The organism is Paraburkholderia caffeinilytica, from assembly GCF_046030355.1.
In the GTDB taxonomy this organism is placed as follows: Bacteria; Pseudomonadota; Gammaproteobacteria; order Burkholderiales; family Burkholderiaceae; genus Paraburkholderia; species Paraburkholderia caffeinilytica_B.
Window position 1 is genome coordinate 155,805 of record NZ_JAQQCQ010000016.1, and the last position, 24,900, is coordinate 180,704.

Genomic DNA, 24,900 nt, shown 5'->3' on the forward strand with positions numbered 1-24,900 from the left:
TCGGGCATGCCCGAACCCGACCTGAATTTGCTCGTTGCGCTCGACGTATTGCTTGCCGATGGCAGCGTGGCCGGTGCTGCGCGTCGACTGGGACTGAGTGCCTCGGCTATGAGCCGGACCTTGACCCGGCTTCGCGAGGCGACCGGTGACCCGTTATTGGTGCGGGCGGGGCGTCGCATGGTCTTGACACCCCACGCGGAGGCACTGCGCCACCGCACCCAGAATGCGGTTCATGAGGCACGTGCCGTACTGCGTCCCTCGACCACGGAACCGGATTTCTCGACGTTGCAGCGAAGCTTTACCATTCGCGCCAACGACGGTTTTGTGGAGGCTTTCGGCGCTTCACTGATCGCTGCGACGACTGCGGTTGCACCACGCGTGTGTTTGCGTTTTGCGCCCAAGCTTGAGAAAACCGCGGCGTATCTGAGAGACGGCTCCGCGGATCTTGAAATCGGTGTTTTGAGCGAAATGGGACCAGAGGTCCGCGTGCAGGCATTATTCCGGGATCGCTTTCTCGGCGTTGTCAGACAGGACCATCCGCTCGCGAAGGAGCGCGAAGTGACGGCCGAACGGTACACCGCCTTCGGCCATGTCGTCGCTTCCCGGCGCGGCAGCACGAGCGGACCGGTTGATGAGGCGTTGGCTGCTTTGGGGCTGGAGCGAACGATCGTCGCCGTAGTCCCGAGTTTTCCCGCCGCGCTCACTGTCGCGCGCGCCTCCGACCTGATAGCGCTCGTGCCTGCGTCTCTTCTCGGCAATCGGCCTGAGCCCACCTCCACCGCCATCTATGCTTTCGAGCTTCCCGTAACGACCGGTGAGATTACGGTGTCGCAGATGTGGCATCCCCGTTTAGAGGTCGATCCTGTTCATCGTTGGCTTCGGCAAATAGTGCTAACGGTATGCCGGGAACGGGAACACCGGTAAAGCAGCAGCCTCCGGTGCGCGTGCCGACCTATTCTCCCTCGTGCAGGAACGGGCACACCGCCTCGTTATGGCGCGCACGACATACAACAGGCCCCTTGAACCGCGGGTTAATCCGTCGCCCCCGAATAGGCGGATTTCAGCGCGGCGACGTCGAACTTCACCATTTTCATCATGGCTTCGGCAACGCGCGTGGCCTTCACCGGATCGGGGTCGGCCATCATCTTCATGAGTTCGGACGGAACGATCTGCCACATGACGCCGAAGCGGTCTTTCAGCCAGCCGCACGCCACGGGCGAGCCACCACCTTCGACAAGCGCGTTCCAGTAGCGATCGAGTTCAGCCTGGTCGCCGCAGTCGACCATAAGGGATATCGCGTGGTTGAACGGATCGGGCTTTCCGGAGTTCATGGCAATGAAGGGCTGCCCAAAGAGAACAAAATCGACCACCTTCGTGGAACCGGCGCTCGGCACCCCAGTGACCCGATTGATGCGCGAGTCCGGGAATATCTTCGTATAGAAAGCCGCGACCTCCTCAACGTCCTCGGCGTACCAAAGAAAAGGCGTGATCTTTTGAATCGTCATGGCAAATCTCCTGTCAGTGTTGGCTGAATGCGCAGGCAAGCCGCACGCTGCCATTGAGACGACGAAGGAAGGCTATCAAAATCGACACGCCGGGCAGAAAAGTTTCACCTTTTATCCGCACCGATCACAGCAGCGGCAGCGTCAGCCTGATGTGCTCGGCGAATGCCGCGATCAGATGCGAAGGACGCGCCCGCTCGAACTTCAGGGTAATGCCAATGGCGGGCAACGGGGGAAGCGCCGGATCGCCGTTGAGGATGCAGAGATCGGCGGGAACGGCAGTCTGTGTGAGAACGGCAAAAGCCTGCCCCGAGCGGACCAGGGCGGTCAGACCTGCAAGACTGCTGCTCGCATAGGCGATACGGTAAGCCTTGCCGGCGCGTTGCAGCGCTTCGCAGGCCGCCACGTGATCGAGTGTGTCAGGATCGGAAACCGCCAGCGGCAATGGATCGAAGTGCGCGGAATCCAGTCCCGGATAGCCCACCCACACCAACGGCTCGCGACGAATGATGTCGTCATTCGCCACGTCGTCCGGCAACGAGATCATCGCAAGGTCCAGCGCATGCATCTCCAGTTGTTCGAGCAATCGCGGAGTCGGCGCGCACATAACTTCCACCAGGGCGTGCGGATGCTGGCTCGAGAACTGACGCAGCAAATGCGGAAGGAAAACAGCGGCGTAGTCGTCCGGGCAGCCGAAGCGGATTGTCCCGGACAGCCCCTTACCGGACAGGTCGGCCATCGCCTCGTCGTGCAACCGCAGAATGCGTTGGGCGTGGATCAACAGCCGCTCGCCGGGATTGGTCAGCACCACCCCTCTCCCCGTGCGCTGGAACAGCGGCTGATCGACGATTTCTTCGAGGCGCTTCATCTGCTGGCTCAGCGCAGACTGGGTCCGGCCGATCCGGTTGGCCGCGCGGCTGAGCGCCCGCACTTCGGCAATGACGGTAAACGAGCGCAGCAGATCGATTTCGAGTGAAAGGCTCAAGGTATAAGGCTCGCTTCTATCTTCGATAAGAACTATTCGATTCTATGAAAGCAGAGCGCCCTCTAGACTGCAAGTTATTCTCGCCACCCGCCAAGGAGAAGCAAGGTGTCCCGGAACAACGATGCAAATTTCTGGCGCAATGCCAAGCAGCACCTCATCCGCTATGGCGGTACCTTCGAACCGATGATCATCGAACGCGCCCAGGGCAGCTTCGTCTATGACGCGGACGGCCGCGCGATCCTCGATTTCACCTCCGGACAGATGAGCGCGGTGCTTGGGCACAGCCATCCGGACATCGTGGCGGTCATCAACGAATACGCCGGCAAGCTCGACCACCTCTTCAGCGGGATGCTTTCGCGCCCGGTGGTCGACCTGGCGACCCGGTTGGCCGAGATCACGCCCGACGGACTCGACCGGGCGCTGTTACTCAGCACCGGCGCGGAGTCGAACGAGGCCGCCATTCGCATGGCGAAGCTGGTCACCGGCAAATATGAAATCGTGGGTTTCGCGCAGTCCTGGCATGGCATGACGGGAGGCGCGGCATCCGCCACCTACAGCGCCGGCCGCAAGGGCGTGGGTCCGGCAGCCGTCGGCTCCTTCGCGATCCCCGCTCCGTTCCCCTACCGGCCGCGTTTCGAGCGCAATGGGGAATACGATTGCCTGGCGGAACTGGACTACGCCTTCGACCTCATCGATCGTCAGTCCAGTGGCAATCTCGCCGCCTTTATCGCCGAGCCGATCCTCAGTTCCGGCGGCATCATCGAACTGCCGGCAGGCTACATGGCCGCACTGAAGCGCAAATGCGAGGAGCGCGGCATGCTGCTGATCCTCGACGAAGCGCAAACCGGCGTCGGACGCACGGGCACGATGTTCGCCTGCCAGCGCGATGGCGTCACGCCCGACATTCTGACGCTGTCGAAGACGCTGGGCGCCGGCCTGCCGCTGGCGGCCGTCGTGACCTCCGCGGAAATAGAGGAACGGGCCCATGAATTGGGCTACCTGTTCTATACGACCCATGTGTCCGATCCGCTTCCCGCCGCCGTCGGTCTGCGGGTGCTGGATGTGGTCGAGCGCGAAGGGCTGGTTGCGCGGGCGAACCTGATGGGCGAGCGGCTCAAACGCGGTCTGCTGGATCTGATGGAGCGCTTCGATTGCATCGGCGATATTCGCGGACGCGGGCTGCTTCTGGGGATGGAGATCGTCAAGGACCGCCGCACGAAGGAACCGGCGGATGGACTCGGCGCGAAGATTACCCGCGAGTGCATGAACCTGGGGCTCAGCATGAACATCGTGCAGTTGCCCGGCATGGGCGGTGTGTTCCGGATCGCCCCTCCGTTGACCGTCCTCGAGAGCGAGATCGATCTGGGGCTGGCGCTGCTCGGGCAGGCGATCGAACGTTCGCTATAGTCAGTCACATCGACCCTGCTTTTCCCCGCTTGCTTCCCTATACTTTGAACAATCAGGGCGGCAAGCCAATCCGCTGATCATTGGTTCGGCCTGAAGCCCGAGCGAGCGCAACCATGCGCCAATCTGGAGCGAGACATGAGCCTGACAGCACCTGCGGCTTCCGAGGGTGATGGTCCCGGCACAGCCGCGCATCGCCGGCCGGCGTTGCATGTGCTCGCGCTTGCGGCGCTGGGTGTCGTATATGGCGACATCGGCACCAGTCCGCTCTATACGCTGCAGACGGTGTTCGACCCGCTCAACGGGCTCGCGCTGAACGCGCTGAATGTGGTCGGCATCGTATCGCTGATCGTCTGGTCGCTCACCATCGTCGTTTCGCTCAAATACGTCGCGCTGATTCTGCGCGCGAACAATCACGGCGAGGGCGGCATCATGGCGCTGCTGGCGCTCGCTGCTTCATCGGTAACAAGCCGGCCGCGGCTGCGCAGTACGCTGCTGGGCGTCGGCATCATGGGGGCGGCGCTGTTTTACGGCGACAGCGTGATCACGCCGGCAATCTCGGTGTTGAGCGCGGTCGAAGGTCTGGAAGTCGCCGCACCGTTTCTGAAGACCTGCGTGATACCCGTGACGCTGGTTGCGCTCGTCACGCTGTTCCTGATGCAAAAGCACGGAACGGCCGGCATCGGCAAGATTTTTGGACCGGTGATGGTGCTCTGGTTCGTCGTGCTGGCGCTGGCGGGCGTCGTCAACATGGCGAAGGCGCCTGCAATACTGGTGGCGCTCAATCCGTTCGCCGGCCTCGCGTTCTGCCTGCATCACCGGTGGCTAGCCTTCGTGGCGTTGGGTGCGGTCGTGCTCTCGCTGACGGGCGCCGAAGCGCTCTATGCCGACATGGGCCACTTCGGCGCGAAGCCAATCCGGCTCACGTGGTTCGGCCTGGTATTCCCCGCGCTCGCGCTGAACTACCTGGGGCAAGGCGCGTTGCTGCTTGCCGAGCCAGGCGCGCTGCAGAATCCGTTCTACCACCTGTTCCCGCAATGGGCGCTGTATCCCATGATCGTGCTGTCGACGATCGCGACCGTCATTGCGTCGCAGGCCGTCATTTCCGGCACATATTCGATGACCAAGCAGGCGATGCAACTCGGCTTCCTGCCGCGGATGAACGTCATCTATACGTCGGAAAGGGAAATGGGGCAAATCTACGTGCCGGGGATCAACTGGACCTTGCTGGCTGCCGTCGTGGCCGCCGTGCTCGGCTTCGGCTCTTCGACGGCGCTCGGTTCCGCCTACGGTATCGCCGTGACCGGCACGATGCTGATCACGACGATCCTGACGTTCTTCGTCGTGCGCTATGCGTGGCACTACAACTGGTGGCTGTGTATCTTCGCGACGATGTTTTTCTTCATTATCGACGCGATGTTCTTCTCCGCGAACCTGCTGAAACTGATGCAAGGTGGCTGGTTCCCGCTGCTGATCGGCCTGCTCATCTACACGATCATGGCGACATGGGGACGCGGCTGGGAGCTGATGCGCGCCGAAGCGCGTGTGCGGGCCGGAACGACGCCGCTTGCGCCCTTCCTCGCCACGTTGCTAGCCCGTTCGCCGACGCGCGTCGGCGGCACGGCGATCTTCCTCTCGGCTGATCCTGACGGCGTGCCGCACTCGCTGATCAACAATCTGATGCACAACCGTGTCCTGCACGACCGCGTCATCTTCCTGACCGTGAACAACGAGGAGATACCGTGGGTGTCAGCGAACCAGCGCGTGAGCGTGCATCAGCTCGACTCGGGCTGCTACCAGATAACGATCACGTACGGCTTCATGGATGAAGTCGATCTGCCGCGCGCACTGGAGATATGCAAAGCGTCGGGCCTCACCTTCGAGCCCACAGAAACCTCTTACTTCCTCAGCCGCGCCACCGTGGTGCCGACGCGCGACAGGGGCATGGCAATGTGGCGCGAGCGGCTGTTCGCGGTCATGCTGCACAACGTGGGCAACGTCGCAGCTTATCTGAAGCTGCCGGCCAATCGGGTGATCGAAGTCGGCACACGCGTGGAAATCTGAGGCGCCGTCTTTCGTTTAGCGGAACCGCTCACCTCTATCTGTTACGGCCGCCACGCGGGTCCCTCGGGAAAATCGTACTGATCGAGCGACGCCGCATGCATTTCGATGCTGTACCCGGCACGTTGCGGCGGCATATAACGGCCGTTTCGAATCACGACAGGATCAACGAAATGCTCATGCAGATGGTCCACGTATTCGAGCACCCGGTTTTCCAGCGACGCCGACACGCAGATATAGTCGAACAACGAAATGTGCTGCACGTATTCGCACAAACCGACACCACCCGCATGCGGACACACAGGCACGCCGAATTTCGCCGCCATCAACAGAACGACGATCACCTCGTTCAGACCGCCCAGGCGGCAGCTGTCGACCTGACAGAAATCGATGGCTTGCGCCTGTAGCAACTGCTTGAACATTACCCGGTTATGGCAGTGCTCGCCCGTCGCCACGCCAATGGGCCGAATCCGCTGGCGGATAGCCGCGTGGCCGAGGATGTCGTCGGGACTCGTGGGTTCCTCGATCCACCATGGATCGAATTCCGCCAGGCGCCGCATGTTCGCGACCGCTTCATCGACATCCCACACCTGATTCGCGTCCATCATCAGCTTCAGGTTTTCGCCGATTTCTTCGCGCAGAATGCGAGCCCGGCGCATATCTTCTTCAATATTGCCGCCCACTTTCTGCTTGAAGTGCGTCCAGCCCTGCGCGACGCCTTCACGCGCGAGCCGGCGAATCTTCTCGTCGTCGTAACCGAGCCAGCCGGCCGACGTCGTATAGGCCGGATAGCCGTGCGCCAGCATGTCCTTTTCGCGCTCGCCACGGGTCTTTGCATGGCGATGCAGCATGGCGATCGCTTCTTGCGGCGTGATCGCATCGGTCACGTAGCGAAAGTCGAGACATCGCACGAGTTCTTCGGGACTCATGTCGACGAGCAGTTTCCACACCGGCTTACTTTCCGACTTGGCCCACAGATCCCAGGCCGCATTCACGACCGCCGCCGTCGCCAGATGAATCGCGCCCTTGTCCGGACCGATCCAGCGCAGCTGACTATCCGACGTCAGCGCGCGCCAGAAGGCGCCCATGTTCGCGGCGATATCCTCCAGCGTTTTACCGACGACCAGCGGCACAAGCGCCTGCACCGCAGCCACGCAGATCTCATTGCCGCGTCCGATGGTGAAGGTAAGGCCGTGGCCGGCGAGCGCCTTCGGCGAATCGGTTTCGAGCGTCACGTAGGTAGCGGAGTAATCCGGCGCGGCGTTCATCGCATCGGAGCCGTCAAGTGAACGCGAGGTCGGGAACCGAATGTCCCGGACGGACAACCTGGTGATGGTGGGCATCTGAACCCCTCCTCTGCGACAGCAATCGACTTCTGCTTATAAGCAAAGAGGGTCGTGCATGCTCACCTGGCCTCTTTGCGGCCACCTTCGCGCTCAGCGCATGCGCGGCGGGAAAAGAAGAGGGCGCGTCGCGCCCCCTCCTCTTCTTCGCGCCTGACAGTGCCGGTCAATCGTAGAGCACAGCGGCGATCTTGGGATCGCTCATGTTGGTCTTGTCGTACCAGTAGAAGCCGGTATCGACTTTCTTGGGCAGCTTCTCGCCCTTCAACGCTTTCACCGCGGAGTCCACGACGCATTTGCCGATGCCGACCGGATTCTGCGTAATGGCGCCGGTCATCAAACCCGAATTGATGTCGTCCTTCTGCTCCTTGCCGGAGTCGTAGCCAATCAGCACGAGCTTCTTGCCCGATTCCTTGACGCCGATCGCGGCGCCTTCCGCCGACCCTTCATTCGCCCCGAAAATACCCTTGAGATTCGGGTTGGCCTGGATCATCGTCTTGGCGATTTCCGCCGACTTCAGATGGTCGCCGCCACCGTACTGGACCGAGACGATCTTGATGTTCGGGTGCTTCGCTTTCATCTCGTTCAGGAAGCCATCGCGGCGATCGATGCCGGTGCGGCTGGTCTGGTCGTGCACCACCAGACCGACCTCGCCCGCATTGCCGATGGCCTCAGCCATCTTGTCGGCGGCGAGCGCGGCCGCGGCAAGATTGTCGGTGGCGCAGGTCGTCAAGGGAATGTCACTGTCCACACCGGAGTCGAACGCGATGACGGGTATTTTGGCTGCCTGCGCGCGCCTCAATAGCGGAATGGCCGCCTTGCTATCGAGCGCGGCAATGCCGAGCGCCTGGGGCTTCTTGGCAAGCGCGGCCGAGAGCATGTCGATCTGCTTGTCGACCATCGCTTCGGTTTCCGGCCCTTCGAAGGTGATCCTGACGTTGTGTTCCTTGGCCGATTGTTCCGCGCCGGATTTGACCGCCTGCCAGAACTGATGCTGGAAGCCCTTCGAGATGAGCGGGATGTAGGTATCCTGCGCGTACGTCACACTCGCCCCGCCAATGAGCGCGCCAACGCCGACCACGACACCGACTAGTTTTCTTTTCAACATGGGGTTTCTCCTCCTAAGTTGGCCATCCACCTTCAGCCGTTCGGGGAGCCTTGGGCGCTCCCTTTTCTTGATCTTGACCTTGATCTTGTTTCGCGTAGCGTCAACCTTCGTCAGCTCTTCTTGCGCCGCAAAATATCGGCATAGACCGCGAGAATGATGATGAGGCCAGTCACCACGATCTGCCATTCCTGAGCAACGGACATGATGCGCAGGCCATTGGTCAGCACGCTCATGATGAATGCGCCGATGATGGTGCCCAGAATCGTGCCCGCGCCGCCGCTGAGCGAGGTCCCGCCGATCACCACGGCGGCGATCGCTTCGAGTTCGTAACCTTGGCCTAACGCCGGCTGGGCCGAATTCAGGCGCGAGGCAATCAGCAACCCGGCGATGCCGCAAATAGCGCCGGCCAACCCGTAAATGGCAATCTTCCACCGGTCGACATTCACGCCGGAAAGGCGCACGGCCTCTTCGTTGCTGCCGAGCGCAAAGGTGTAGCGGCCGAGCGCCGTGCGATTGAGCGTGATCGAACTCACCACCGCGAGGAAAAACAGAATCAGAACCGCGTTCGGAACCGGCAAGCTCGGCACGATAGAACCGATCAGCGAATCCTGAGAGATCATGTAGAAGTTTTCGGTGTCGGTGAAATAGATCGGCTTGTCGGCCGAGACGACGAGCGAAAGGCCTTTCAGCAGCAGCATCATGCCTAAGGTGGCAATGAACGGCGGTATTTTCATTTTCGCCGTGAGCGTGCCCGAAATGGTCCCGCAGATCGCGCCCGTCCCGATGGCGGCAACCACACCGGTCCACATCGGCAAGTGCCAATAGGTCAGAAACACGCCGCAAATGACGGCCGTGAAGGTCATCAAGGTGCCGACGGACAAATCGATGCCGCCGGTGATGATGACGAACGTGCAGGCAATTGCCAGCACGCCGTTGACGGCCGTCGCTTGCAGAATCCCGAGCATATTGTCCATCTGCATGAACGCGGGCGACGCGAAGCTGAAAAATACCAGCAACAGGATCAGGCTCCCGAAGGCGAGCAGCTTTTGTAGCGCAGTCGGCGTAAAGACGCGGGCTCTAAGGCCGGACAACCGTCCCTCGTTAGCGAGCGTCGACGTATCCGATGGCTGTGTCATAAACGGGATTTTCCTTTTCGGGCTCACGCCGCTTTCAAGGTTTCACGCTGCGTCGCCAGTTGCATGATGCGCTCCTGCGTCGCCTCCGTAGCTGAGAGCTCGCCGGTAATGCGGCCCTCGCACATCACGACGATGCGGTCGCTCATGCGCAGGATTTCCGGCAGTTCCGACGAGATCATGACGATCGCCTTGCCTTGCGCGGCGAGCGAGCGCAGCAGTTTGTAGATTTCGCTTTTGGCGCCGACGTCGATGCCGCGCGTCGGTTCGTCGAAGAAGAGCACGTCGCAGTCGCGCTCCAGCCATTTCGCGACGACAATTTTCTGCTGATTACCGCCCGATAAAAGCCGCACCTCCTGCGTCGCGGAGGGCGTGCGAATGGCGAGCAGATTGATGAAATGGGTGGCTGTCCGGCGTATCTGGGTGCGGCGCAAGAAAAAGTTGAGCGACAGGAATTTGCGCAAGTTGGACATCACGATGTTCGATTCCACGTTCATGCCGGTCGCGAGACCGAAACGCTTCCTGTCTTCCGAGAGATAGCCGATGCCGCGCGCCACCGCATCGCTCGGATTCCTGATCGTTGCCTTCACGCCTTTCACGATGATTTCGCCCGACTCAATCGGATCGGCGCCGAACACGGCCCGGGCGACCTCGGTGCGGCCAGCGCCCATCAGGCCGGCAAAGCCCAATATTTCTCCTTTGCGCAACGCGAAGCTGATGTCTCTAACAAGCGGGCCGGCGTTCAGATTGTTGACTTCGAGCGCGACCTCGCCCGTGCCTGCAACGCGCTCAGAAGGTGCAACGTCGGTCAAGGTTCGCCCGACCATCATGCCGATGATCGCGTCGACGCTGGTGTCTCGCACGGTGACGGTGGCCACATATTCCCCGTCACGCAGCACGGTGACGCGGTCGGCGATCTGCTTCAGCTCGTCCATCTTGTGGGAGATATAGACGATGCCCACGCCCCGGCTCTTCAGTTCGCGGATGATCCGGAACAGCTCGGCGATCTCGGCGTCGTTGAGCGCCGAGGTGGGCTCGTCCATGATCAGGACGCGCGAATCGAAGGACAACGCCTTGGCGATCTCGACCATCTGCTGCCTTGCGACGGTAAGCGTGCTGACCACCGCGCGCGGGTCGAGATTCACATGCATGCGGGCGAGAATGTCGTGTGCCTGCGCATTGAGCTTGTCTTCGTCGAGGAACAGACCGAGGCGCCCGCGCGGCTCGCGTCCAATGAACATATTCTGGGCGACGGTCAGGTGATTCATCAGCTGGAGTTCCTGATGAATGATGCCGATGCCCAAGGCTTGCGCCTCGCGCGGGCTCGAAAACTCGACCGGCTGACCGTCGTAGAGAATGTCGCCCGTATCCCGGGTGTAGACGCCGGCGAGGATTTTCATCAGCGTCGACTTGCCCGCGCCGTTCTCACCCATCAGCGCGTGAACTTCACCCGCCATCAGCTCGAACTGGATTTCGTGAAGCGCCCTCACGCCGGGAAAGCGCTTGTTGAGCCGTTTGACGGAAATGAGCGGGGTCATGGCGTGGATTGCGCTGCAAATCCACGACTGCCGCTGGCCTCATGGCGAGGAACGGGCTGGCAACGCGCCGGGCGTGGATATGCCGGGCGCCGCTGCGCCGGGCGTTGCGGGGTATCGCGGCTGAAATCGTAACGAGAAGCCAGACGCATGCCTGGTGCCCTCAAACCGATGTGCCACGATTTTACGCCGCTGAATGGCAGCGGCTCAATTAGGCATTCCCTAATATCATGCGCAAGGGCATCTCGCGCTTATTTCCCACTATTTGCCATTCATTTCAGGCTGGGTCCTTAGTCTCTTCGGCCAGAATCTGCTGAATGACTTGCTCGAAGGTTTCCACGGGTTGCCCGCCGCTCACCAGATAGCGACCGTTAAAGATGATCGCCGGTACGGACTGAATACCCTTCGCCTGGTATTCCCGTTCTTCCGCACGGACGTCGTCCGCATAGATTCCGCTTCGCAGCACCTCGCGGGCTTGCGCGGCGTCGAGCCCGACCGATTGCGCCGCATCGACCAGGACTTCGTGATTGCTGGGGTCCTTGCCTTCGGCATGATAGGCCCGCAGCAGCGCCAGTTTGAGTGGCAACTGCTTGCCTTCGATACCAGCCCAATGCAGCAGGCGGTGCGCATCGAAGGTGTTGTAGACATGCGCGCGCGGGCCGAAGGTAAAACCAACGCTCGCTCCGCGCTCGCGGATCATGGCTTGGGTTTCCGCGATCTGCTCCGGCGTGCGTCCGTATTTCTTGCCGAGATAATCGACAATGGCCTCGCCCTCCGGCCCCATCTCCGGATTCAATTCGAAGGGATGCACGGCAATCTGAGCGTCGACCACATCGTCCAGACGCGAGAGTGCAAGCTCGAGCGACGACAAGCCGATCGCACACCACGGGCATGCGATATCGGAGACAAAATCGATGGTTAGCTGTTGTTTCATTGCGTTCCTGACTGGAATAACCGGTGGCACAGCCGCTGCGGTGCGACGCAAAACGGCCCACAGGGTAGCCTAGCCTGAATCGCCAATTTTTGCAGGGCTGCGCTCCGGATGTGCGCCGAGGCGGCGATCCGCCGCGCCACCCTCAGTCCGGCATTCCGTTGTGGTCCCCGAGCGGTCTGGCGGGCCAGTCCACCCAGCGGTCCGCGCGGGTCCGTTCGTGCGCTTCGTTGAGCGGATAACGAATACGGTTGTCGTCGCGCGGACGTTCGCCGATCACCATCAGCCTGACCTCGTCCTTCGTATTGTTGATGAAGGTGTGGCAGATGCCGGTGCCTGCCGGAAACGCGACGGAATCACCTTCAGCAATAGCATGAAGCACGCCGTCGATCCAGACATCGGGCTTGCCTTCGAGCACGTACACAAACTCCTGCTCGGTGCTCTCGGCATGCGGATATGAGGTACGGCGGCCAGGCAGAAGCCTCACGTGATGAATACCGATGCGCGTAATGCCGAGCGCGGCGGAAAGCGGCGCGTCTAGCGCCATTTTCTCCGTATCGCCGCGATAGGAATGCGCATCCGGCTCTTCCAGCTCGGTCCAGTGCCTGATGAAATCGGGTCTGCTCATCGGTCGTTCTCCTTTGGGGACTACGGCCGATGATAGCGGTTTGCTCACCCATTGTTCGTCGTGGCCGAATGACGTGAGAACCCGCTAACACGACGTCCGGCCGCTGGGCCGACCTGAAAGTGCGCCGACGATCAGTACGATCCCATATAGTCGCGCTTGCCGATTTCGACGCCGTTGTGGCGCAGAATCGCGTAGGCCGTCGTGACGTGGAAGAAGAACTGCGGCAAGCCATAGTTCTGCAAATAGGCGCTCCCCACCAGTTTCTTCTCCTTCGGCGTACCCGGACGCAGGACGATTTCCTTATTCTCGCTACCGTCGAATTGCGTGGCGTCGAGCGTGCCAAGGTGTGCCAATGCCTTGGCGATCAGCGCTTGCAGATCGGCAAACGTGACTTCGGTGTCAGGCCACGACGGCACCTCTACGCCAGCCAGGCGCGAGCTAACGCCCTTGGAGAAGTCAGCGGCAATCTGCACCTGGCGCACCAGCGGAAACATGTCCGGGAACAGGCGCGCCTGCAGCAGCGCGTTCGGCTCGATATTCCGTTCGGTGGCGTGCGCTTCGGCTTTCTTCAGCACGTCGGACAATGCAGTCAGCATTTGCTTGAAGACGGGGACGGATGCGCTGTAGATGGAACTGGTCATGATCACTCTTTCGGTCGATGTTGGATGCCGGCGCGGAAGATGCCGCGCGGGCCGGTTTGATAAGCGGGGGGAAGATTACCATCGTCCAGCCGGAAACATCGGTGCGGAGCTGGACTAGCAGGGCAAGAGAACTTTTTTCATCGACGGCGCGGGATGGAGCACGTAATTCTGCCGTTCGTAGAAAGGAACGGCATCCGGCCGCGCGTCGAGAAACACCGCAGTCATATCGCGAGCACGCGCGTCGGCTTCCGCATAGTCCGTCAAAGCGCGACCCGCACCGCTGCCCCGTGTCGCCTCATCGACCACAAGATCGTCGATGTGCAAGTGGGCTCCGCGCGCCAACGTGTGGACCGGCCTCATCCCCATCACGCCGACAAGCTTGCTGCCTTGAAAGGCGCCGACAAGCTCATAGCCGGAATGCGATTGCAGCCCCGCTCGCCTGAGAAATTCGTCTTTATCAAGCGACCGCAATTGAGCGATCACTGGAAAGGCCTGTGCCCATTCTGTTGGGGAAAGCCTTCGGATGTCCAGGCCGTTGTTGTGATTGTCTGCCATCGCTGCATTCCGTCCTCGTTGGGAGAATGCCGATTCTGGCACACAGCGGCCTCAACATCCGACCCATATCGACTGCAGTGACGGCGTTCCGGGCACTTGCCTCATTTACGCGTAAACGCGTCGCCGCATCAATTCGCGTCACGCACCCAGTTGCCTCCATGCGCCGCAGCCTGTGCAGCGGGCGAGGTGGCAAGATAGGCGAGCGCCTGTTCGGTAGAGCCTTCGTGATGCGGCGTATAGCGCGGATTGAAATAGCGTAGCGCTGCCGCGATCATCTTCCAGAACGACGGCAGGCAACCGCGCCGCGCCCCGGCGCGCCATGCGAGGATAAACCCGCGGTATGTGCCCGCGTCGGGATCGCGCCGGTGCATGAAACGCGCGCCTTGTGTGAGAAAGTACAGCAGCAGGATGACCGTCGACAGCATGTGGAAACAGCGTTCGAAGTACGTGCCGCCCATATGCCGGAAGATGTCGAAGGCCACGGTGCGATGTTCCACTTCCTCGGCGCCGTGCCAGCGCAGCAGGTCCAGCATGGTTGGGTCGGCATGGGCGGCATCGAGCCCGTCGGCATTGAGCACCCAATTGCCGAGGTAACCGAAAAAGTGTTCCAGCGCGGCGATGATCCCAAGCTGCTGACGCAGCCAGAAGCGCGTTTTGCCGATCTTCAGTCCTAGCGGTTGCTCGCCGAGCAGCTTGCCGAACAGCCAGTCGAGTTTCCTGGTGAAAGGCTGCGTATCGATACCGTGGGCCTTGTAGTAATGCGTGAGCACACCGCCATGCGAGCGCGAATGCACCGCTTCCTGCCGCAGAAAGCCCTCTGCATCGTCGCGCAGCGCCGGGTCCGTGATCAGCGGCAGCGCCTTGTTGTAGACGCGGCAGAACCAGAGTTCGCCGGCGGGAAACAGCAGGTTCAGCACATTGATGATGTGCGTGCTCGACGGGTCGCCGGGAATCCACTGGATCGGCGTTTGGCGCCAGTCGAATTTCACATGGCGTGCCCTGATCTTGTATTGCGTGTGCTCTTGAGTCATGACGGTCTCCGGCGTCCGGTGGATGAGATCAGCGCGGCACCATGCTGATGCGAGCAATCATGCGGCTGAGCCTTGGCATGTAGCGCGAGATGAAACGCATTGAATGCGCCTCGATGCCGATGGCGACCACAGGCTTGTTGCGCAACACCGCGCGGAGCGCGGCTTTCGCGACCGTCTCGGGTTGCAGGCCGCGCAACTGGTAAAGCTTGGTGGCCTTCTGGCGCATGCGGTCCTGATCCTGTGCGCTGGCGCCGACATACTGCGTTGAGGCCATGATCCCGGTCTCGGCGAACCCCGGGCAAATTGCGCTGACGCCGATACCGTGCCCCGCGAGTTCTCCACGCATGCACTCGCTCAGCATCAGCACGGCAGCCTTGGTGGTCGCATAGGCCGGCAGGTCGCGCGAAGGGGCAAAGGCCGCGGCCGATGCGGTGTTGATGATGTGGCCGCCATTGCCGCGCTTCACCATCTGACGGGCGAACAGGCGTGAGCCGTGAATCACGCCCCACAGGTTGACGTGAAGAATGCGTTCCCAGTCTTGGGCAGAGGTGTCGAGCACGCCGCCTGCCATGCCGATGCCGGCGTTGTTGACCACGATGTCGGCGCCGCCGAGGTCTGTGCCGATCCAGTCCACCAGCGCTTCCATCTGTTCGGCGCTGCCGACATCGGCTTTGCGCGCATACGCCTGAGTGCCTGACAACCTCACCAGGACAGCGGTGCGCTCCGCGCTTGCGGGGTCGATATCGACCGCGACCACGGAGGCGCCCTGCTTCGCGAATTCCAGTGCGATGCATCGCCCGATGCCGCTGCCTGCGCCGGTCACGACCGCGAGCTTGCCGCTGAGCGGCTTGCGTGCGGCATCCATCCGGGCGCGTTGCAGCGTGTCCGGTTCAGCGCCGCCTTCGGTGTGATCGACGAGTTCACGCACCATCCTGGCCATCTGTTCGGGGTGCGTGACCGGCAGCCAATGCCGCGCGGTCAGCTCGCGGCGCCAGTACTTCGGCACCCATCGCGAGAGATCTTCGGACAATGCCGGGCTGACGTATTTGTCCAGCGTCGGCACGATTACCTGGACGGGTGCGTGCGCATAGCGCTTACGCGGCGTGAACAGGCAACGGATGAAGTTGGCGCGATACAGCGAAACGCCGCGCACGCCGTCCTGCGTTTGCGTCGAGCGCGGCGTGATCTGCGTCTTTTCCACACGACGGAGTACTCGCGGCCACGCGCGGCCGAGCCACACGCGCCAGGTCAACCCCGGCAGCACCGGCAAATGGAACAGCAGCACATACCAGGAGCGCACCAGTTGCCCCATCAGCTTGCCGATGGACCGCGGCGTGGGACGCAGCAAACGTGCTCGCATCCAGTAAGCGACGTGGTCGAGGCAAGGCCCGGAGCACGACGTGTACGACGCAATGCGCCCGCGCAACCGCTCTTCGGTGACGAACTCCCAGCCCTGGATCGAGCCCCAGTCGTGCGCGACCAGATGCACGGCGCGATCGGGGCTCACGGCGTCGATGACAGCGACGAAGTCGTCGGTGAGTTTTCCCAGACGATAGGCTGCGATCCCTTTAGGCGCAGTGGATTGCCCCGCACCGCGAACGTCGTAGGTAATCACGTGGAAATCGTGGGCCAGCAGCGCGGCCAGCGCGTCCCAGACTTCGCTGTTGTCAGGGTAGCCATGCACGAGCACCACAGTAGGCCGGGCGGGGTCGCCCCACGCCTTGGCGGCAAGCGTCACGTCGCCCGAACGCACCGTGAAATCGGTGCGGCGCACGGCGGGCGGCGCCTCGTATAGCGTGGGCGATACGGGTTCGGTGAGCAGTTGCATGTGCGCCTCCATCATGCCGCGGCCAATGCCCGCCCGCGCCGCGCCCAGCGGCGCACGTGCGGCAGGTCGTCGTCGAGCCAATAGGCGTCGTCATCGGTGATGACCAGCAACTCTTCGAATTTGGCGCCTACCCCCTGAAAACCGAGGTGCGGTTCGACGGCCCACAGGCCGGGCGTCGGCGCATGATCGGAGCGGCGATCGATCGACCACAACGGCGACCAGCCCTCCTTCCTGCCCGCGCTAACCTGGTCGAGGACGAGGTTACGCGTCGCGTTCAGACCGAAGCGCGCCACGAAACGCGGCTTGGCAGGCTGTTTCAGCCTGGCGACACGATGCGCAAGCACTTTGAACGGATAGGCCTTGTGACGCGGCTCGATGCCCTGTTTTCTGCACAGCAGGTCGACCGCGCGCGCCACGTCGGCAAGCGTGTGCCGTTGCTTCACCATGCTGACGATCAGCTCACGGTGCTCGGCCAGATCGTCTTTCAACTGTTCAAGCGTGGCATTCGTACCGACGCAGGTGGCGTAGCCGACATCGGCGATCACACCGTTCAGCACCGGCGCCACATCGAGAATGACCGGCATGTTTTCTTCCAGCCGACGCGAACTCGGGAAGAAAGCCAGGTTAAAACCGGCCATGTGCGACAGCCCGGAAAAACCTTCAAAGGCGGTACGGTCACCAAACCAGGCGAAGGGTTTGTGCAGCCAGTCGCGCACGCCGTGATCCTGCAACCATTCGGTCAGCAGCCGGGCGGCGTCCTTTTCCGTCATGCCCGGCTGGAGCACTTCACCGACGCTCTCGACGCACTGGTAGGCCAGTTGCTGGACCTCGCGAAACTGCGCCAGTTCGTCCACGTCGACGTGTGGAATGGACTTGTCACCCATACATGCCTCCCGAATATGCTGTCCGGCCCCACTGCGGCCGCCTGTCACGATGACATTTTTTATTGTTACATTGAATGATGTAACGATTGGATCGTACACCACCTGGGACGCTCGTCCACTGGTTGTTTTCCCTGGGGATGGGTGGGGGATGCGCGATGGACGCGGAGGTGGGGGAGATCGTGCTGATTGAGGCTACGGATGCCTGGGCTCAGGCATCGACTCCGGCGCCATGTGGCGTAGGGTGCGCAGTGGCACACGCACCGGGGCGTTAGCTGTTCTGTAGCGAACCGCGTATCGGTTCCGGCCGCTGGCGAGCCGCGGGCTGCCTACTGACTGCTGACGGGCCGCGGACTATCAGGTGACTGACCGCGGACTAGCCGCGGACTCAAGGAACCGGCGGAAAGTGCCGCTTGCCGGGCTGAACCCGCAAGCGCCGGAAGCGTTCTTTTTTGTGCTCTTCGTCGAAGTGGGCCAGAGACGGCTTGATCAGATCGCTGCGCGACACAATGCCGACCAGTTGCAACGTTTCGGCATCCGCGACCACGGGCAACCGTTCGAGACCGTGCACCGCGAGTCGCGTTGCGACGAGCCGGCAGGTTTCACTGGGCAACGCGAAAGCGGAGGACCGGTGGCGCAACACGTCGGCGAGGCGCGAATCGAGCGCACCCGCTGCCCCGTCATCGCGAATTTTTTCCAGCACCGCGCGATCGACGACGCCCGCCAGCACACCCTGACGCACGACCGGATAAGCCCGATGTCTCTGCGTCGCGCCGAAATACGTTGCCAGCGCTTCGCCTACGGACATATCGCCGTCGATCGTCTCGACCGCACGCGACATCACCTCGTCGACGTGGTGGCGCTCAAGCGGATCGACGCCATATTCCCGATAGATGTGATAACCGCGCCGCGCAATTTTCTCGGTCATGATGGAGCGCTTCATGACGACCGTTGCGAATCCGTGCGCGATCAGCGTCGCGGCGAGCAGCGGCAGCAACGCGTTGCTGTCGTGCGTGAGGCCGAATGCAAACACGATGGCGGTCAACGGCGCGCCCAGCGTGGCGCCGAGCGTGGCCGCCATGCAGACGAGCGGCCACAGCGCCGGCTCGCCGCCCGGCAGCACGTGACCGAGCACGACGCCGAGCCCCGCGCCCAGCATGAGCAACGGCGCAAGGACGCCGCCTGAGGTGCCCGAGCCGAGCGCCACGACCCAGATGACCGCCTTCACGAGCAGGATCGCCAGCGCGATCTGGATGGCAATGTGCTGGTGCAACAGATCGCCGATCACGTCATAGCCGACACCCAGCGCGCGAGGTTCGAGCAAGCCGCCGATGCCAACAACGAGTCCGCCGAGCGCGGGCCACCACATCCAGTGAATCGGCAGCTTGCCGAAAAAATCCTCGGTCTTGTACAGCGCGGCCGACAGACCCGACGCGAGCGCACCGGACATCAAACCCGCGATGACGCAGGACACCAGCGACAGCGCGCCAGGCGGCGCAGTCTCAAGCGGGAACAACGGACCCGTGCCGAAAAACGCCGCGCGTGCAAAGCCAGCGACTGCACATGCAAGGGCAACGGGCAGAAAACTGCGCGGGCGCCATTCGAACAGCAGCAGTTCGACTGCCAGCAGCACGGCCGCCACCGGCGTGCCAAAGACCGCCGTCATGCCCGCCGCGGCACCGGCCACCAGCAACGTCTTGCGTTCGGCGGAGGTGACCTTCACGCACTGCGCGATCAGCGACCCCAGCGCGCCGCCTGTCATGATGATCGGGCCTTCTGCGCCGAACGGCCCGCCGCTGCCGATCACAATGCCGGACGACAGCGGCTTGAGAATCGCCACCTTCGGCGACATGCGGCTCTTGCCGAACAGGATGGCTTCGATCGCCTCGGGAATGCCATGCCCGCGAATCTTTTCCGAACCGTAACGGGCCATGAAACCGACGATAAGGCCGCCGATCACGGGAATGATCACCACCCAGAGACCCAACGTATTGAGCGCCGGTGAGCGGTCCGCGAACGAAAATGCCTGGAAGAAAAACAGATTGGTGAACAGATGAATCAGGCTCAGCAGAACGAACGCCGCGAGCGTGCTGAGCGCACCGATCCCCGCGGCGAGTGCGGAAATGCCGGGCAGCCGTGCATTGGTAGAAAAATCGCGCTTATGGGTATCAAGACTCATGGTGACTCAAACGTCGATCTGGGGGACATTGAACGTGCCTTTGAGCGACTTCAGTTCGGCACGATGCATCTCGGCGAGACGGGCAAGCACCTGCTCGCCCGCTTTCAACAAATGAACCTCGACCTGGCGGCGGTCCGTCTCACTGACTTTTCTGCGGACCAGTTCGAGCGCTTCACAGCGGGACACGAGCGCGACCACACCGTGATGCTGCGCCTGAAGCCGTTCCGCGAGTTCTCCGACGGTCGCCCAGTCGCGCTCCGGATAGCCCTTGATATGCAGGAGCAACAGATACTGCAGCGGTGTAATGCCTTCGCCCTGGGCAGCCTGCTCGGAAAAACGCTCGAAGCGACGCATCTGATAGCGAAACTCGGACAGTTGCTCGAAGTTCGCCTTGGTCAAGCCGCGCGTGAGTGTTTTCATCGGAGTGCGTAGAGAAACTGATCAAGCGCGAATTGTATCATGTCGTGATATTTGTGCGCGCATTGAGGCGAAAGTGCCTGTGCTAGCTCTAGCGCTATGCCGCGTGTCGCTGCCTCGCGTAAGCCTGGCGATAAAGCCCCGCGATGAGGTCGGCTTGCGTGATCATGCCGGCAAGCCGCTGATTCGAATCCAGAACCGGGATGTGGTGATGCCCGTAGTTCGCGAACACCGGCACCAGTTCGACGATCGGCGTCGCCGCGTCGACCGTGTGAACGTCGACGTTCATCAGCGCACCCACTAGCGGCGCCGGTGTGATGCTGCGCCGGAACCAGCGTTGCATGGGGGACGACACACCGGTCCCTTTGCTGAATGCCCGTTTGTCGACAAGATCGGCGCGCGTCACGATGCCGATCACGTGCTGCCTCTCGTCAGTCACCGGAAGTGCCTTGATGTGGCGCTGTTTCAGCAGACTCCATGCGGCCGACGCTCTGGTGTTGGCCGACACGGCGACTAGCGAACGCGACATGATGTCCGCGCAGGTCAGCTCATTGAATGTGCGGGCGTAGGCCTGCAACTGAACGTCGCGCAGCAGGGATTCGAGGTCGTCCGTGTCGATATCGAGCAATTCCCCGCGCCGGTTCAGCACTGCCTCGAGATCCGCGCGTGTGAAACCCTCGTTCGACGCCGCAGCCGGTGCGGCCGCGCCTTTGCCCGAACTTTGCGCGACGTGCGGGTATCGATGCCCGGTGGCAGCGTGGTAGACGATGGCCGCGCACAGCAGCGCCGCCGACTGGATCGCAATCGGTTCGACCACAAAGCGGTAGCCCAGCGCATGCACGACCGGGCCGCCCAGGACCGCGGTCAGCGCGACCGCGCCCGACGGAGGATGAACACACCGCAGCGCAAACATCGCACAGATCGCCAGCGCCACGGCCAAAGCGGCGGCGCCCACCGGATCGGAGATCCAGCTTGCGCAAGCCACGCCAACCGTCGCGGAGACGAGATTGCCGCCGATGATGGACCACGGTTGCGCGAGCGGACTGGCGGGCACCGCGAACAGCAGCACGGCCGATGCGCCCATTGGCGCAACGAGGAGCGGAATGTTGGCTGCCGGCCCGAGAAGGACGTGCATGCTCCCGCCGGTGAACGCAATTCCAAGCAATGCGCCGAGACACGATCGCAGGCGTTCCGGCCAACGGACGGCAATGGGATGCGGGGCAAAGCTGGAAAGCCAGCGAATGAGAGCGTAGCGGGACAAGGTTTAAATGGGAAAGTTGGCGGGTATCACGCGGAACAGGAGCGCACCTTAAGGCCAAATTCTCACGAAACCATGGAGTGCGTCGCCGCGATTATATCTTGTTGTGATATAAAAGTCAGTTCCGGGTCGACGCGACTCAACTCGCGCGGCTGCGCGGATACCGCGCTTCGCTCCAATGCGCGCGATCCGGATTGACCGGGCGATCCGGCCGCGCGCTTTCGTCGAACTTCTATCGAATGTCAGGGATGCGCGAAGTAGCCCGGCTGGTCAATGTCGGCGAGAAGACCTGGGCCGGCTGGCGTCCAGTCAAACATGGCGCGGGTCCGCGCGCTCGATGTCGGCACGTCCGCGCCGACGAACATACCGATCCATCCGAAATGCGCTACTGCTTCGTCGCGAGACCTGGCGACGACGGGTATGCCGAGCCGGCGGCCGATCACCTCGGCGATCTCCTTGAACGGCACGCCCTCCTCCGCGATCGCGTGATAGGGGCCATCGATCGCGCCGCGTTCGAGCGCGAGCCGGAAGACGCGGGCAGCATCGAAACGATGCACTGCGGGCCAGCGATTGAGGCCGTCTCCCACATAGGCCGAGACGCCCTTCTCACGCGCGATGCGAATGAGCATGGGGACAAAACCGTGGTCACCCTCACCGTGAACGGACGGCGGCAACCGCACGGCGGTCGCTCGCACGCCGCGGGTCGCGAGGGTCTGCGCCGCGGCTTCCGATGCGCGAGGAAAGTGGGCGGATGGCGCAGGCGGACGATCTGCTTCGGTCGCCGTGCGTCCATTGCTCAGGAACGCGGTGCCGGACGTGACGAGCAACGGACGCTCGCTGCCTTCGAGCGCGCCGCCAAGCGCCTCGATCGCTTGCCTGTCCTCCTCCGCGCTCTGCGCAAACCGCGAGAAATCGTGATTGAAGGCGGTGTGGATGACCCCGTCAGCGAGGGCCGCACCCCGGCGCAGACTGTCCAGATCGGTCAGCGACCCATGGACCGCCTCGGCGCCGGCCGCGGCGAGCGTGGCGGCGCCTTTCTCCGAGCGGGTAAGACCGAGAACCTGATGGCCGTTTGCGAGCAATTCGCGGACGACAGCGGAACCGACGAAGCCCGTGGCTCCAGTAACAAAAACTCGCATGTGAGGATCTCCCAATCCAACAGATTGAGAGCAATGTACGGGGCAAAATCATCCTGTTAAAGTAGTGACGTTATCCACGTATACGTCCTCACAGGTTGCGCATGGCCCACGCGAACGAGAACGACAACCAGCGCGAGAGCGACAATCGGCTCGGCAGCTATCTGAAGAACCGGCGGACCAAGCTCGATCCCGCGTCCTTCGGCATTTCCGGCGGCCGGCGGCGGACTGCGGGACTGCGCCGGGAAGAGGTGGCGCAACGCGCCAATATCAGCGCGGCCTGGTACACGTGGCTGGAGCAGGGACGCGGCGGCAATCCGTCCGCGGACGTGCTGGACCGCATCGCGAAGGCGCTGATGCTGACCGAAGTCGAGCGCGAACATGTGTTCCTGCTCGGCCTCGGCCATCCGCCCGAAGTCCGCTATCGCGGCGGTGACGCAATCACGCCGCGGCTGCAGCGCCTGCTCGATGCGCTGCCCTATAGTCCGGCAATCGTCAGGACTGCGACGTGGGACGTGGTGGCCTGGAACCCTGCGGCCGCGGCCGTGCTTACCGACTACGGCTCGCTGCCCCCAGAACAACGTAACGTGCTTCGCATGATCTTCTGCGACCCGCACGTCCGTGCCGCGCAGTTCGATTGGACAAGCGTGGCTCGCTTCGTGGTGAGCGCCTTCAGGATCGATGCCGCACGCGCAGGCGCCGACGCCGAGGTGGCGCCGCTCGTCGACGAACTGTGCCGGTCAAGTCCCGAGTTCGCCGCCATGTGGCGGGACAATGAGGTGCAGACTTACGGCGACGGGGTCAAGCACCTGCGCCATCCCGTGCTCGGGCCGATCTCGCTGGAATACTCCTCCTTCGCAGTCGACGGACGGCCGGATCTTCAGATGATTGTCTACAACCCGGCGACACCGGTCGATCAGGAGCGGATCCGGTCTCTGATCGAGAAAACGCAGTCACTTGCGACGAAGTGAGCCGACACGAATCTAAACGCACGTTTCCAACACGCGCCTCAATAGATCGGACTCCGTATGACTGGAACGTTGCCTTTTGTCTGAACTATTTGCGCGGCACGAAATACGATGGCGAGGTTACGTTCGATGTGACGGGAACACGTAACACCCAGGACGTAACACGCACCACACGATGCCGTCACTGTGTTCCTCGCCCGACCCGATCTGCCCCATCCAGCAAGTCCCCTCCCACCTCACGCCACTCAGTTTCCGGCGCGACCGATGCGTGGATCGTACCGTGTTCCGTCGGCAACAAATTGGCTTGGAACTTGCAGTGACCAACTGCCCGAGCAAGCCACATCCGAGCATGGCGCTACCGCGCCGGCTCCAAAACTAAATGAAGGCGACGCGCACAACCGCGGTCTCGGGCTCAAAGCAACCGTTTCTGCAAGACCGATCAGCGGTTTTCCGGGGGCACTGATTACACCTTTGACCAATCAGGACGCGATTTCATCGCGAAAGGACTAATCATGGCTCCCTTCAAACACACTCTTGTTGCATCGGCGAGCGCATTCCTATGGTGGTCGCTAGCCACTTCATGCCAGGCTGGGGATGTCACGACCACCCCGCCTCCCTCGTTTACGCAAGGCGGCGGATGGACGACAACCGGGACATCAGGCTCCGGATTCGCGTGGGCAGGAGGCGGTAGTAGCGCAGGCGGCGCATGGGCCGGCAGTGGTGCGGGTACTAGCGGCGGTTCGGTTTGGGGCGGCGGTTCGGTTTGGGGCGGCGGCTCGGCCTGGGGCGGCGTTTCGGTTCCCGGCTCGGGAAGCGGGTACGGCGGCGGCTTTGGAGACGGTGGTTATGGCGGTTCGGGTGGTGGTGGTTATGGCGGCGGCTCGGGTGGCTCGGGTGGTGGGAACGGCGGCGGTTCCGGCGACGGCGGCCACGGTGGTTCCGGTGGTTCCGGTGGTTCCGGTGGTTCCGGTGGTTCCGGTGGTTCCGGTGGTTCCGGTGGTTCCGGTGGTTCGGGTGGCTCCGGTGGTTCGGGTGGCTCCGGTGGCTCCGGTGGCTCCGGTGGCTCCGGTGGCTCCGGTGGCTCCGGTGGCTCCGGTGGTTCTGGTGGTTCTGGCGGCTCGGGTGGTGGATACGGCGGCGGTTCCGGCGGATCGGGCGGATGGGGCGGCGGAAATGGCGGCTCGGGAGACGGTGGCCACGGCGGTTCGGGTGGCGGATACGGCGGTGGTTCCGGCGACGGCGGCCACGGCGGTTCGGGCGGTTCGGGCGGTTCGGGCGGTTCGGGCGGTTCGGGCGGTTCGGGCGGTTCGGGCGGTTCCGGTGGTTCCGGTGGTTCCGGTGGTTCCGGTGGTTCCGGTGGTTCCGGTGGTTCCTAC

General features: G+C 62.5%; 23 protein-coding genes. 6 read left to right on the forward strand and 17 right to left on the reverse strand.

Going from position 1 to position 24,900, the window contains the following annotated elements; all coding sequences use genetic code 11:
• The first annotated feature begins 6 nt into the window (after positions 1 to 6).
• Positions 7 to 924: a LysR family transcriptional regulator gene (locus PQQ95_RS23570; protein ID WP_408441301.1), complete on the forward strand. Its 918-nt coding sequence runs from the start codon at positions 7 to 9 to the stop codon at positions 922 to 924.
• 107 nt (positions 925 to 1,031) lie between these two features.
• On the opposite strand, the gene PQQ95_RS23575 is transcribed toward PQQ95_RS23570, so the two are convergent.
• Both PQQ95_RS23575 and PQQ95_RS23580 read right to left on the reverse strand, forming a co-directional pair.
• Positions 1,032 to 1,505 (reverse strand): VOC family protein, encoded by a 474-nt coding sequence (locus PQQ95_RS23575; RefSeq protein ID WP_408441303.1) that lies wholly within the window; start codon positions 1,503 to 1,505, stop codon positions 1,032 to 1,034.
• A gap of 124 nt (positions 1,506 to 1,629) precedes the next feature.
• Positions 1,630 to 2,487 carry a LysR family transcriptional regulator gene (locus PQQ95_RS23580; protein ID WP_408441305.1) on the reverse strand — a complete coding sequence of 286 codons (858 nt, stop codon included), beginning with the start codon at positions 2,485 to 2,487 and terminating at the stop codon, positions 1,630 to 1,632.
• A gap of 105 nt (positions 2,488 to 2,592) precedes the next feature.
• On the opposite strand from PQQ95_RS23580, the gene PQQ95_RS23585 reads away from it, so the two are divergent.
• Positions 2,593 to 3,894 (forward strand): aspartate aminotransferase family protein, encoded by a 1,302-nt coding sequence (locus PQQ95_RS23585; RefSeq protein ID WP_408441309.1) that lies wholly within the window; start codon positions 2,593 to 2,595, stop codon positions 3,892 to 3,894.
• A 135-nt stretch (positions 3,895 to 4,029) separates the two neighbouring features.
• Entirely contained in the window at positions 4,030 to 5,955 is a 1,926-nt protein-coding gene (locus PQQ95_RS23590) for a potassium transporter Kup (protein ID WP_408441311.1), read from the forward strand.
• A 41-nt stretch (positions 5,956 to 5,996) separates the two neighbouring features.
• On the opposite strand, the gene PQQ95_RS23595 is transcribed toward PQQ95_RS23590, so the two are convergent.
• The 4 genes from PQQ95_RS23595 to PQQ95_RS23610 all read right to left on the reverse strand — a co-directional run bounded on the left by PQQ95_RS23595 (position 5,997) and on the right by PQQ95_RS23610 (position 11,074).
• Entirely contained in the window at positions 5,997 to 7,295 is a 1,299-nt protein-coding gene (locus PQQ95_RS23595) for an L-fuconate dehydratase (RefSeq protein ID WP_408441313.1), read from the reverse strand.
• 166 nt (positions 7,296 to 7,461) lie between these two features.
• Positions 7,462 to 8,403: an ABC transporter substrate-binding protein gene (locus PQQ95_RS23600; protein WP_408441316.1), complete on the reverse strand. Its 942-nt coding sequence runs from the start codon at positions 8,401 to 8,403 to the stop codon at positions 7,462 to 7,464.
• A gap of 110 nt (positions 8,404 to 8,513) precedes the next feature.
• A complete protein-coding gene (locus PQQ95_RS23605; RefSeq protein ID WP_408441319.1) occupies positions 8,514 to 9,539 on the reverse strand; it encodes an ABC transporter permease in 1,026 nt (341 codons plus the stop codon).
• Between the two features lie 23 nt (positions 9,540 to 9,562).
• Positions 9,563 to 11,074: a sugar ABC transporter ATP-binding protein gene (locus PQQ95_RS23610; protein ID WP_408441321.1), complete on the reverse strand. Its 1,512-nt coding sequence runs from the start codon at positions 11,072 to 11,074 to the stop codon at positions 9,563 to 9,565.
• Here PQQ95_RS23610 and PQQ95_RS23615 point away from each other — a divergent pair.
• A complete protein-coding gene (locus PQQ95_RS23615; RefSeq protein WP_408441324.1) occupies positions 11,073 to 11,198 on the forward strand; it encodes a hypothetical protein in 126 nt (41 codons plus the stop codon). The two genes, PQQ95_RS23610 and PQQ95_RS23615, sit on opposite strands and share 2 nt — an antisense overlap.
• Positions 11,199 to 11,348: 150 nt before the next feature.
• On the opposite strand, the gene PQQ95_RS23620 is transcribed toward PQQ95_RS23615, so the two are convergent.
• From PQQ95_RS23620 to PQQ95_RS23670, 11 genes are all read right to left on the reverse strand, one after another.
• A complete protein-coding gene (locus tag PQQ95_RS23620; RefSeq protein WP_408441327.1) occupies positions 11,349 to 12,005 on the reverse strand; it encodes a DsbA family oxidoreductase in 657 nt (218 codons plus the stop codon).
• 142 nt (positions 12,006 to 12,147) lie between these two features.
• Complete coding sequence (locus PQQ95_RS23625; protein ID WP_408441329.1) at positions 12,148 to 12,630, reverse strand: cupin domain-containing protein; 483 nt, start codon at positions 12,628 to 12,630, stop codon at positions 12,148 to 12,150.
• A 131-nt stretch (positions 12,631 to 12,761) separates the two neighbouring features.
• Complete coding sequence (locus PQQ95_RS23630) at positions 12,762 to 13,271, reverse strand: DUF1993 domain-containing protein (RefSeq protein ID WP_408441332.1); 510 nt, start codon at positions 13,269 to 13,271, stop codon at positions 12,762 to 12,764.
• A gap of 114 nt (positions 13,272 to 13,385) precedes the next feature.
• On the reverse strand, positions 13,386 to 13,826 hold the full coding sequence (locus tag PQQ95_RS23635) for a GNAT family N-acetyltransferase (protein ID WP_408441335.1): 441 nt from the start codon (positions 13,824 to 13,826) through the stop codon (positions 13,386 to 13,388).
• A 128-nt stretch (positions 13,827 to 13,954) separates the two neighbouring features.
• Positions 13,955 to 14,857 (reverse strand): metal-dependent hydrolase, encoded by a 903-nt coding sequence (locus tag PQQ95_RS23640; RefSeq protein ID WP_408441337.1) that lies wholly within the window; start codon positions 14,855 to 14,857, stop codon positions 13,955 to 13,957.
• Between the two features lie 28 nt (positions 14,858 to 14,885).
• Entirely contained in the window at positions 14,886 to 16,685 is a 1,800-nt protein-coding gene (locus PQQ95_RS23645; protein ID WP_408441340.1) for an SDR family oxidoreductase, read from the reverse strand.
• Positions 16,686 to 16,696: 11 nt separating this feature from the next.
• Positions 16,697 to 17,569, reverse strand: a complete 873-nt coding sequence (locus tag PQQ95_RS23650; protein WP_408441343.1) for a M24 family metallopeptidase — start codon at positions 17,567 to 17,569, stop codon at positions 16,697 to 16,699.
• A gap of 385 nt (positions 17,570 to 17,954) precedes the next feature.
• Positions 17,955 to 19,745, reverse strand: coding sequence for a chloride channel protein (locus PQQ95_RS23655; RefSeq protein WP_408441346.1), 1,791 nt, complete (start codon positions 19,743 to 19,745; stop codon positions 17,955 to 17,957).
• Positions 19,746 to 19,751: 6 nt separating this feature from the next.
• Positions 19,752 to 20,165 (reverse strand): MarR family winged helix-turn-helix transcriptional regulator, encoded by a 414-nt coding sequence (locus PQQ95_RS23660; protein WP_154560163.1) that lies wholly within the window; start codon positions 20,163 to 20,165, stop codon positions 19,752 to 19,754.
• A gap of 94 nt (positions 20,166 to 20,259) precedes the next feature.
• Complete coding sequence (locus PQQ95_RS23665; RefSeq protein WP_408441349.1) at positions 20,260 to 21,423, reverse strand: HPP family protein; 1,164 nt, start codon at positions 21,421 to 21,423, stop codon at positions 20,260 to 20,262.
• A gap of 239 nt (positions 21,424 to 21,662) precedes the next feature.
• On the reverse strand, positions 21,663 to 22,559 hold the full coding sequence (locus PQQ95_RS23670) for an SDR family oxidoreductase (RefSeq protein ID WP_408441352.1): 897 nt from the start codon (positions 22,557 to 22,559) through the stop codon (positions 21,663 to 21,665).
• 101 nt (positions 22,560 to 22,660) lie between these two features.
• On the opposite strand from PQQ95_RS23670, the gene PQQ95_RS23675 reads away from it, so the two are divergent.
• Complete coding sequence (locus PQQ95_RS23675; protein WP_408441355.1) at positions 22,661 to 23,527, forward strand: helix-turn-helix transcriptional regulator; 867 nt, start codon at positions 22,661 to 22,663, stop codon at positions 23,525 to 23,527.
• 509 nt (positions 23,528 to 24,036) lie between these two features.
• Positions 24,037 to 24,900, forward strand: an 864-nt coding sequence (locus tag PQQ95_RS23680; protein ID WP_408441357.1) for a hypothetical protein, incomplete at its 3' end; no start/stop codon positions are given.

Coding starts and splice junctions, on each gene's coding strand:
- PQQ95_RS23570 (WP_408441301.1), top strand. CDS start 7: ATGCCCGAACCCGACCTGAATTTGCTCGTTGCGCTCGACGTATTGCTT.
- PQQ95_RS23575 (WP_408441303.1), bottom strand. CDS start 1,505: ATGACGATTCAAAAGATCACGCCTTTTCTTTGGTACGCCGAGGACGTT.
- PQQ95_RS23590 (WP_408441311.1), top strand. CDS start 4,030: ATGAGCCTGACAGCACCTGCGGCTTCCGAGGGTGATGGTCCCGGCACA.
- PQQ95_RS23595 (WP_408441313.1), bottom strand. CDS start 7,295: ATGCCCACCATCACCAGGTTGTCCGTCCGGGACATTCGGTTCCCGACC.
- PQQ95_RS23600 (WP_408441316.1), bottom strand. CDS start 8,403: ATGTTGAAAAGAAAACTAGTCGGTGTCGTGGTCGGCGTTGGCGCGCTC.
- PQQ95_RS23605 (WP_408441319.1), bottom strand. CDS start 9,539: ATGACACAGCCATCGGATACGTCGACGCTCGCTAACGAGGGACGGTTG.
- PQQ95_RS23615 (WP_408441324.1), top strand. CDS start 11,073: ATGGCGTGGATTGCGCTGCAAATCCACGACTGCCGCTGGCCTCATGGC.
- PQQ95_RS23610 (WP_408441321.1), bottom strand. CDS start 11,074: ATGACCCCGCTCATTTCCGTCAAACGGCTCAACAAGCGCTTTCCCGGC.
- PQQ95_RS23620 (WP_408441327.1), bottom strand. CDS start 12,005: ATGAAACAACAGCTAACCATCGATTTTGTCTCCGATATCGCATGCCCG.
- PQQ95_RS23625 (WP_408441329.1), bottom strand. CDS start 12,630: ATGAGCAGACCCGATTTCATCAGGCACTGGACCGAGCTGGAAGAGCCG.
- PQQ95_RS23630 (WP_408441332.1), bottom strand. CDS start 13,271: ATGACCAGTTCCATCTACAGCGCATCCGTCCCCGTCTTCAAGCAAATG.
- PQQ95_RS23635 (WP_408441335.1), bottom strand. CDS start 13,826: ATGGCAGACAATCACAACAACGGCCTGGACATCCGAAGGCTTTCCCCA.
- PQQ95_RS23640 (WP_408441337.1), bottom strand. CDS start 14,857: ATGACTCAAGAGCACACGCAATACAAGATCAGGGCACGCCATGTGAAA.
- PQQ95_RS23645 (WP_408441340.1), bottom strand. CDS start 16,685: ATGCAACTGCTCACCGAACCCGTATCGCCCACGCTATACGAGGCGCCG.
- PQQ95_RS23650 (WP_408441343.1), bottom strand. CDS start 17,569: ATGGGTGACAAGTCCATTCCACACGTCGACGTGGACGAACTGGCGCAG.
- PQQ95_RS23655 (WP_408441346.1), bottom strand. CDS start 19,745: ATGAGTCTTGATACCCATAAGCGCGATTTTTCTACCAATGCACGGCTG.
- PQQ95_RS23660 (WP_154560163.1), bottom strand. CDS start 20,165: ATGAAAACACTCACGCGCGGCTTGACCAAGGCGAACTTCGAGCAACTG.
- PQQ95_RS23670 (WP_408441352.1), bottom strand. CDS start 22,559: ATGCGAGTTTTTGTTACTGGAGCCACGGGCTTCGTCGGTTCCGCTGTC.
- PQQ95_RS23675 (WP_408441355.1), top strand. CDS start 22,661: ATGGCCCACGCGAACGAGAACGACAACCAGCGCGAGAGCGACAATCGG.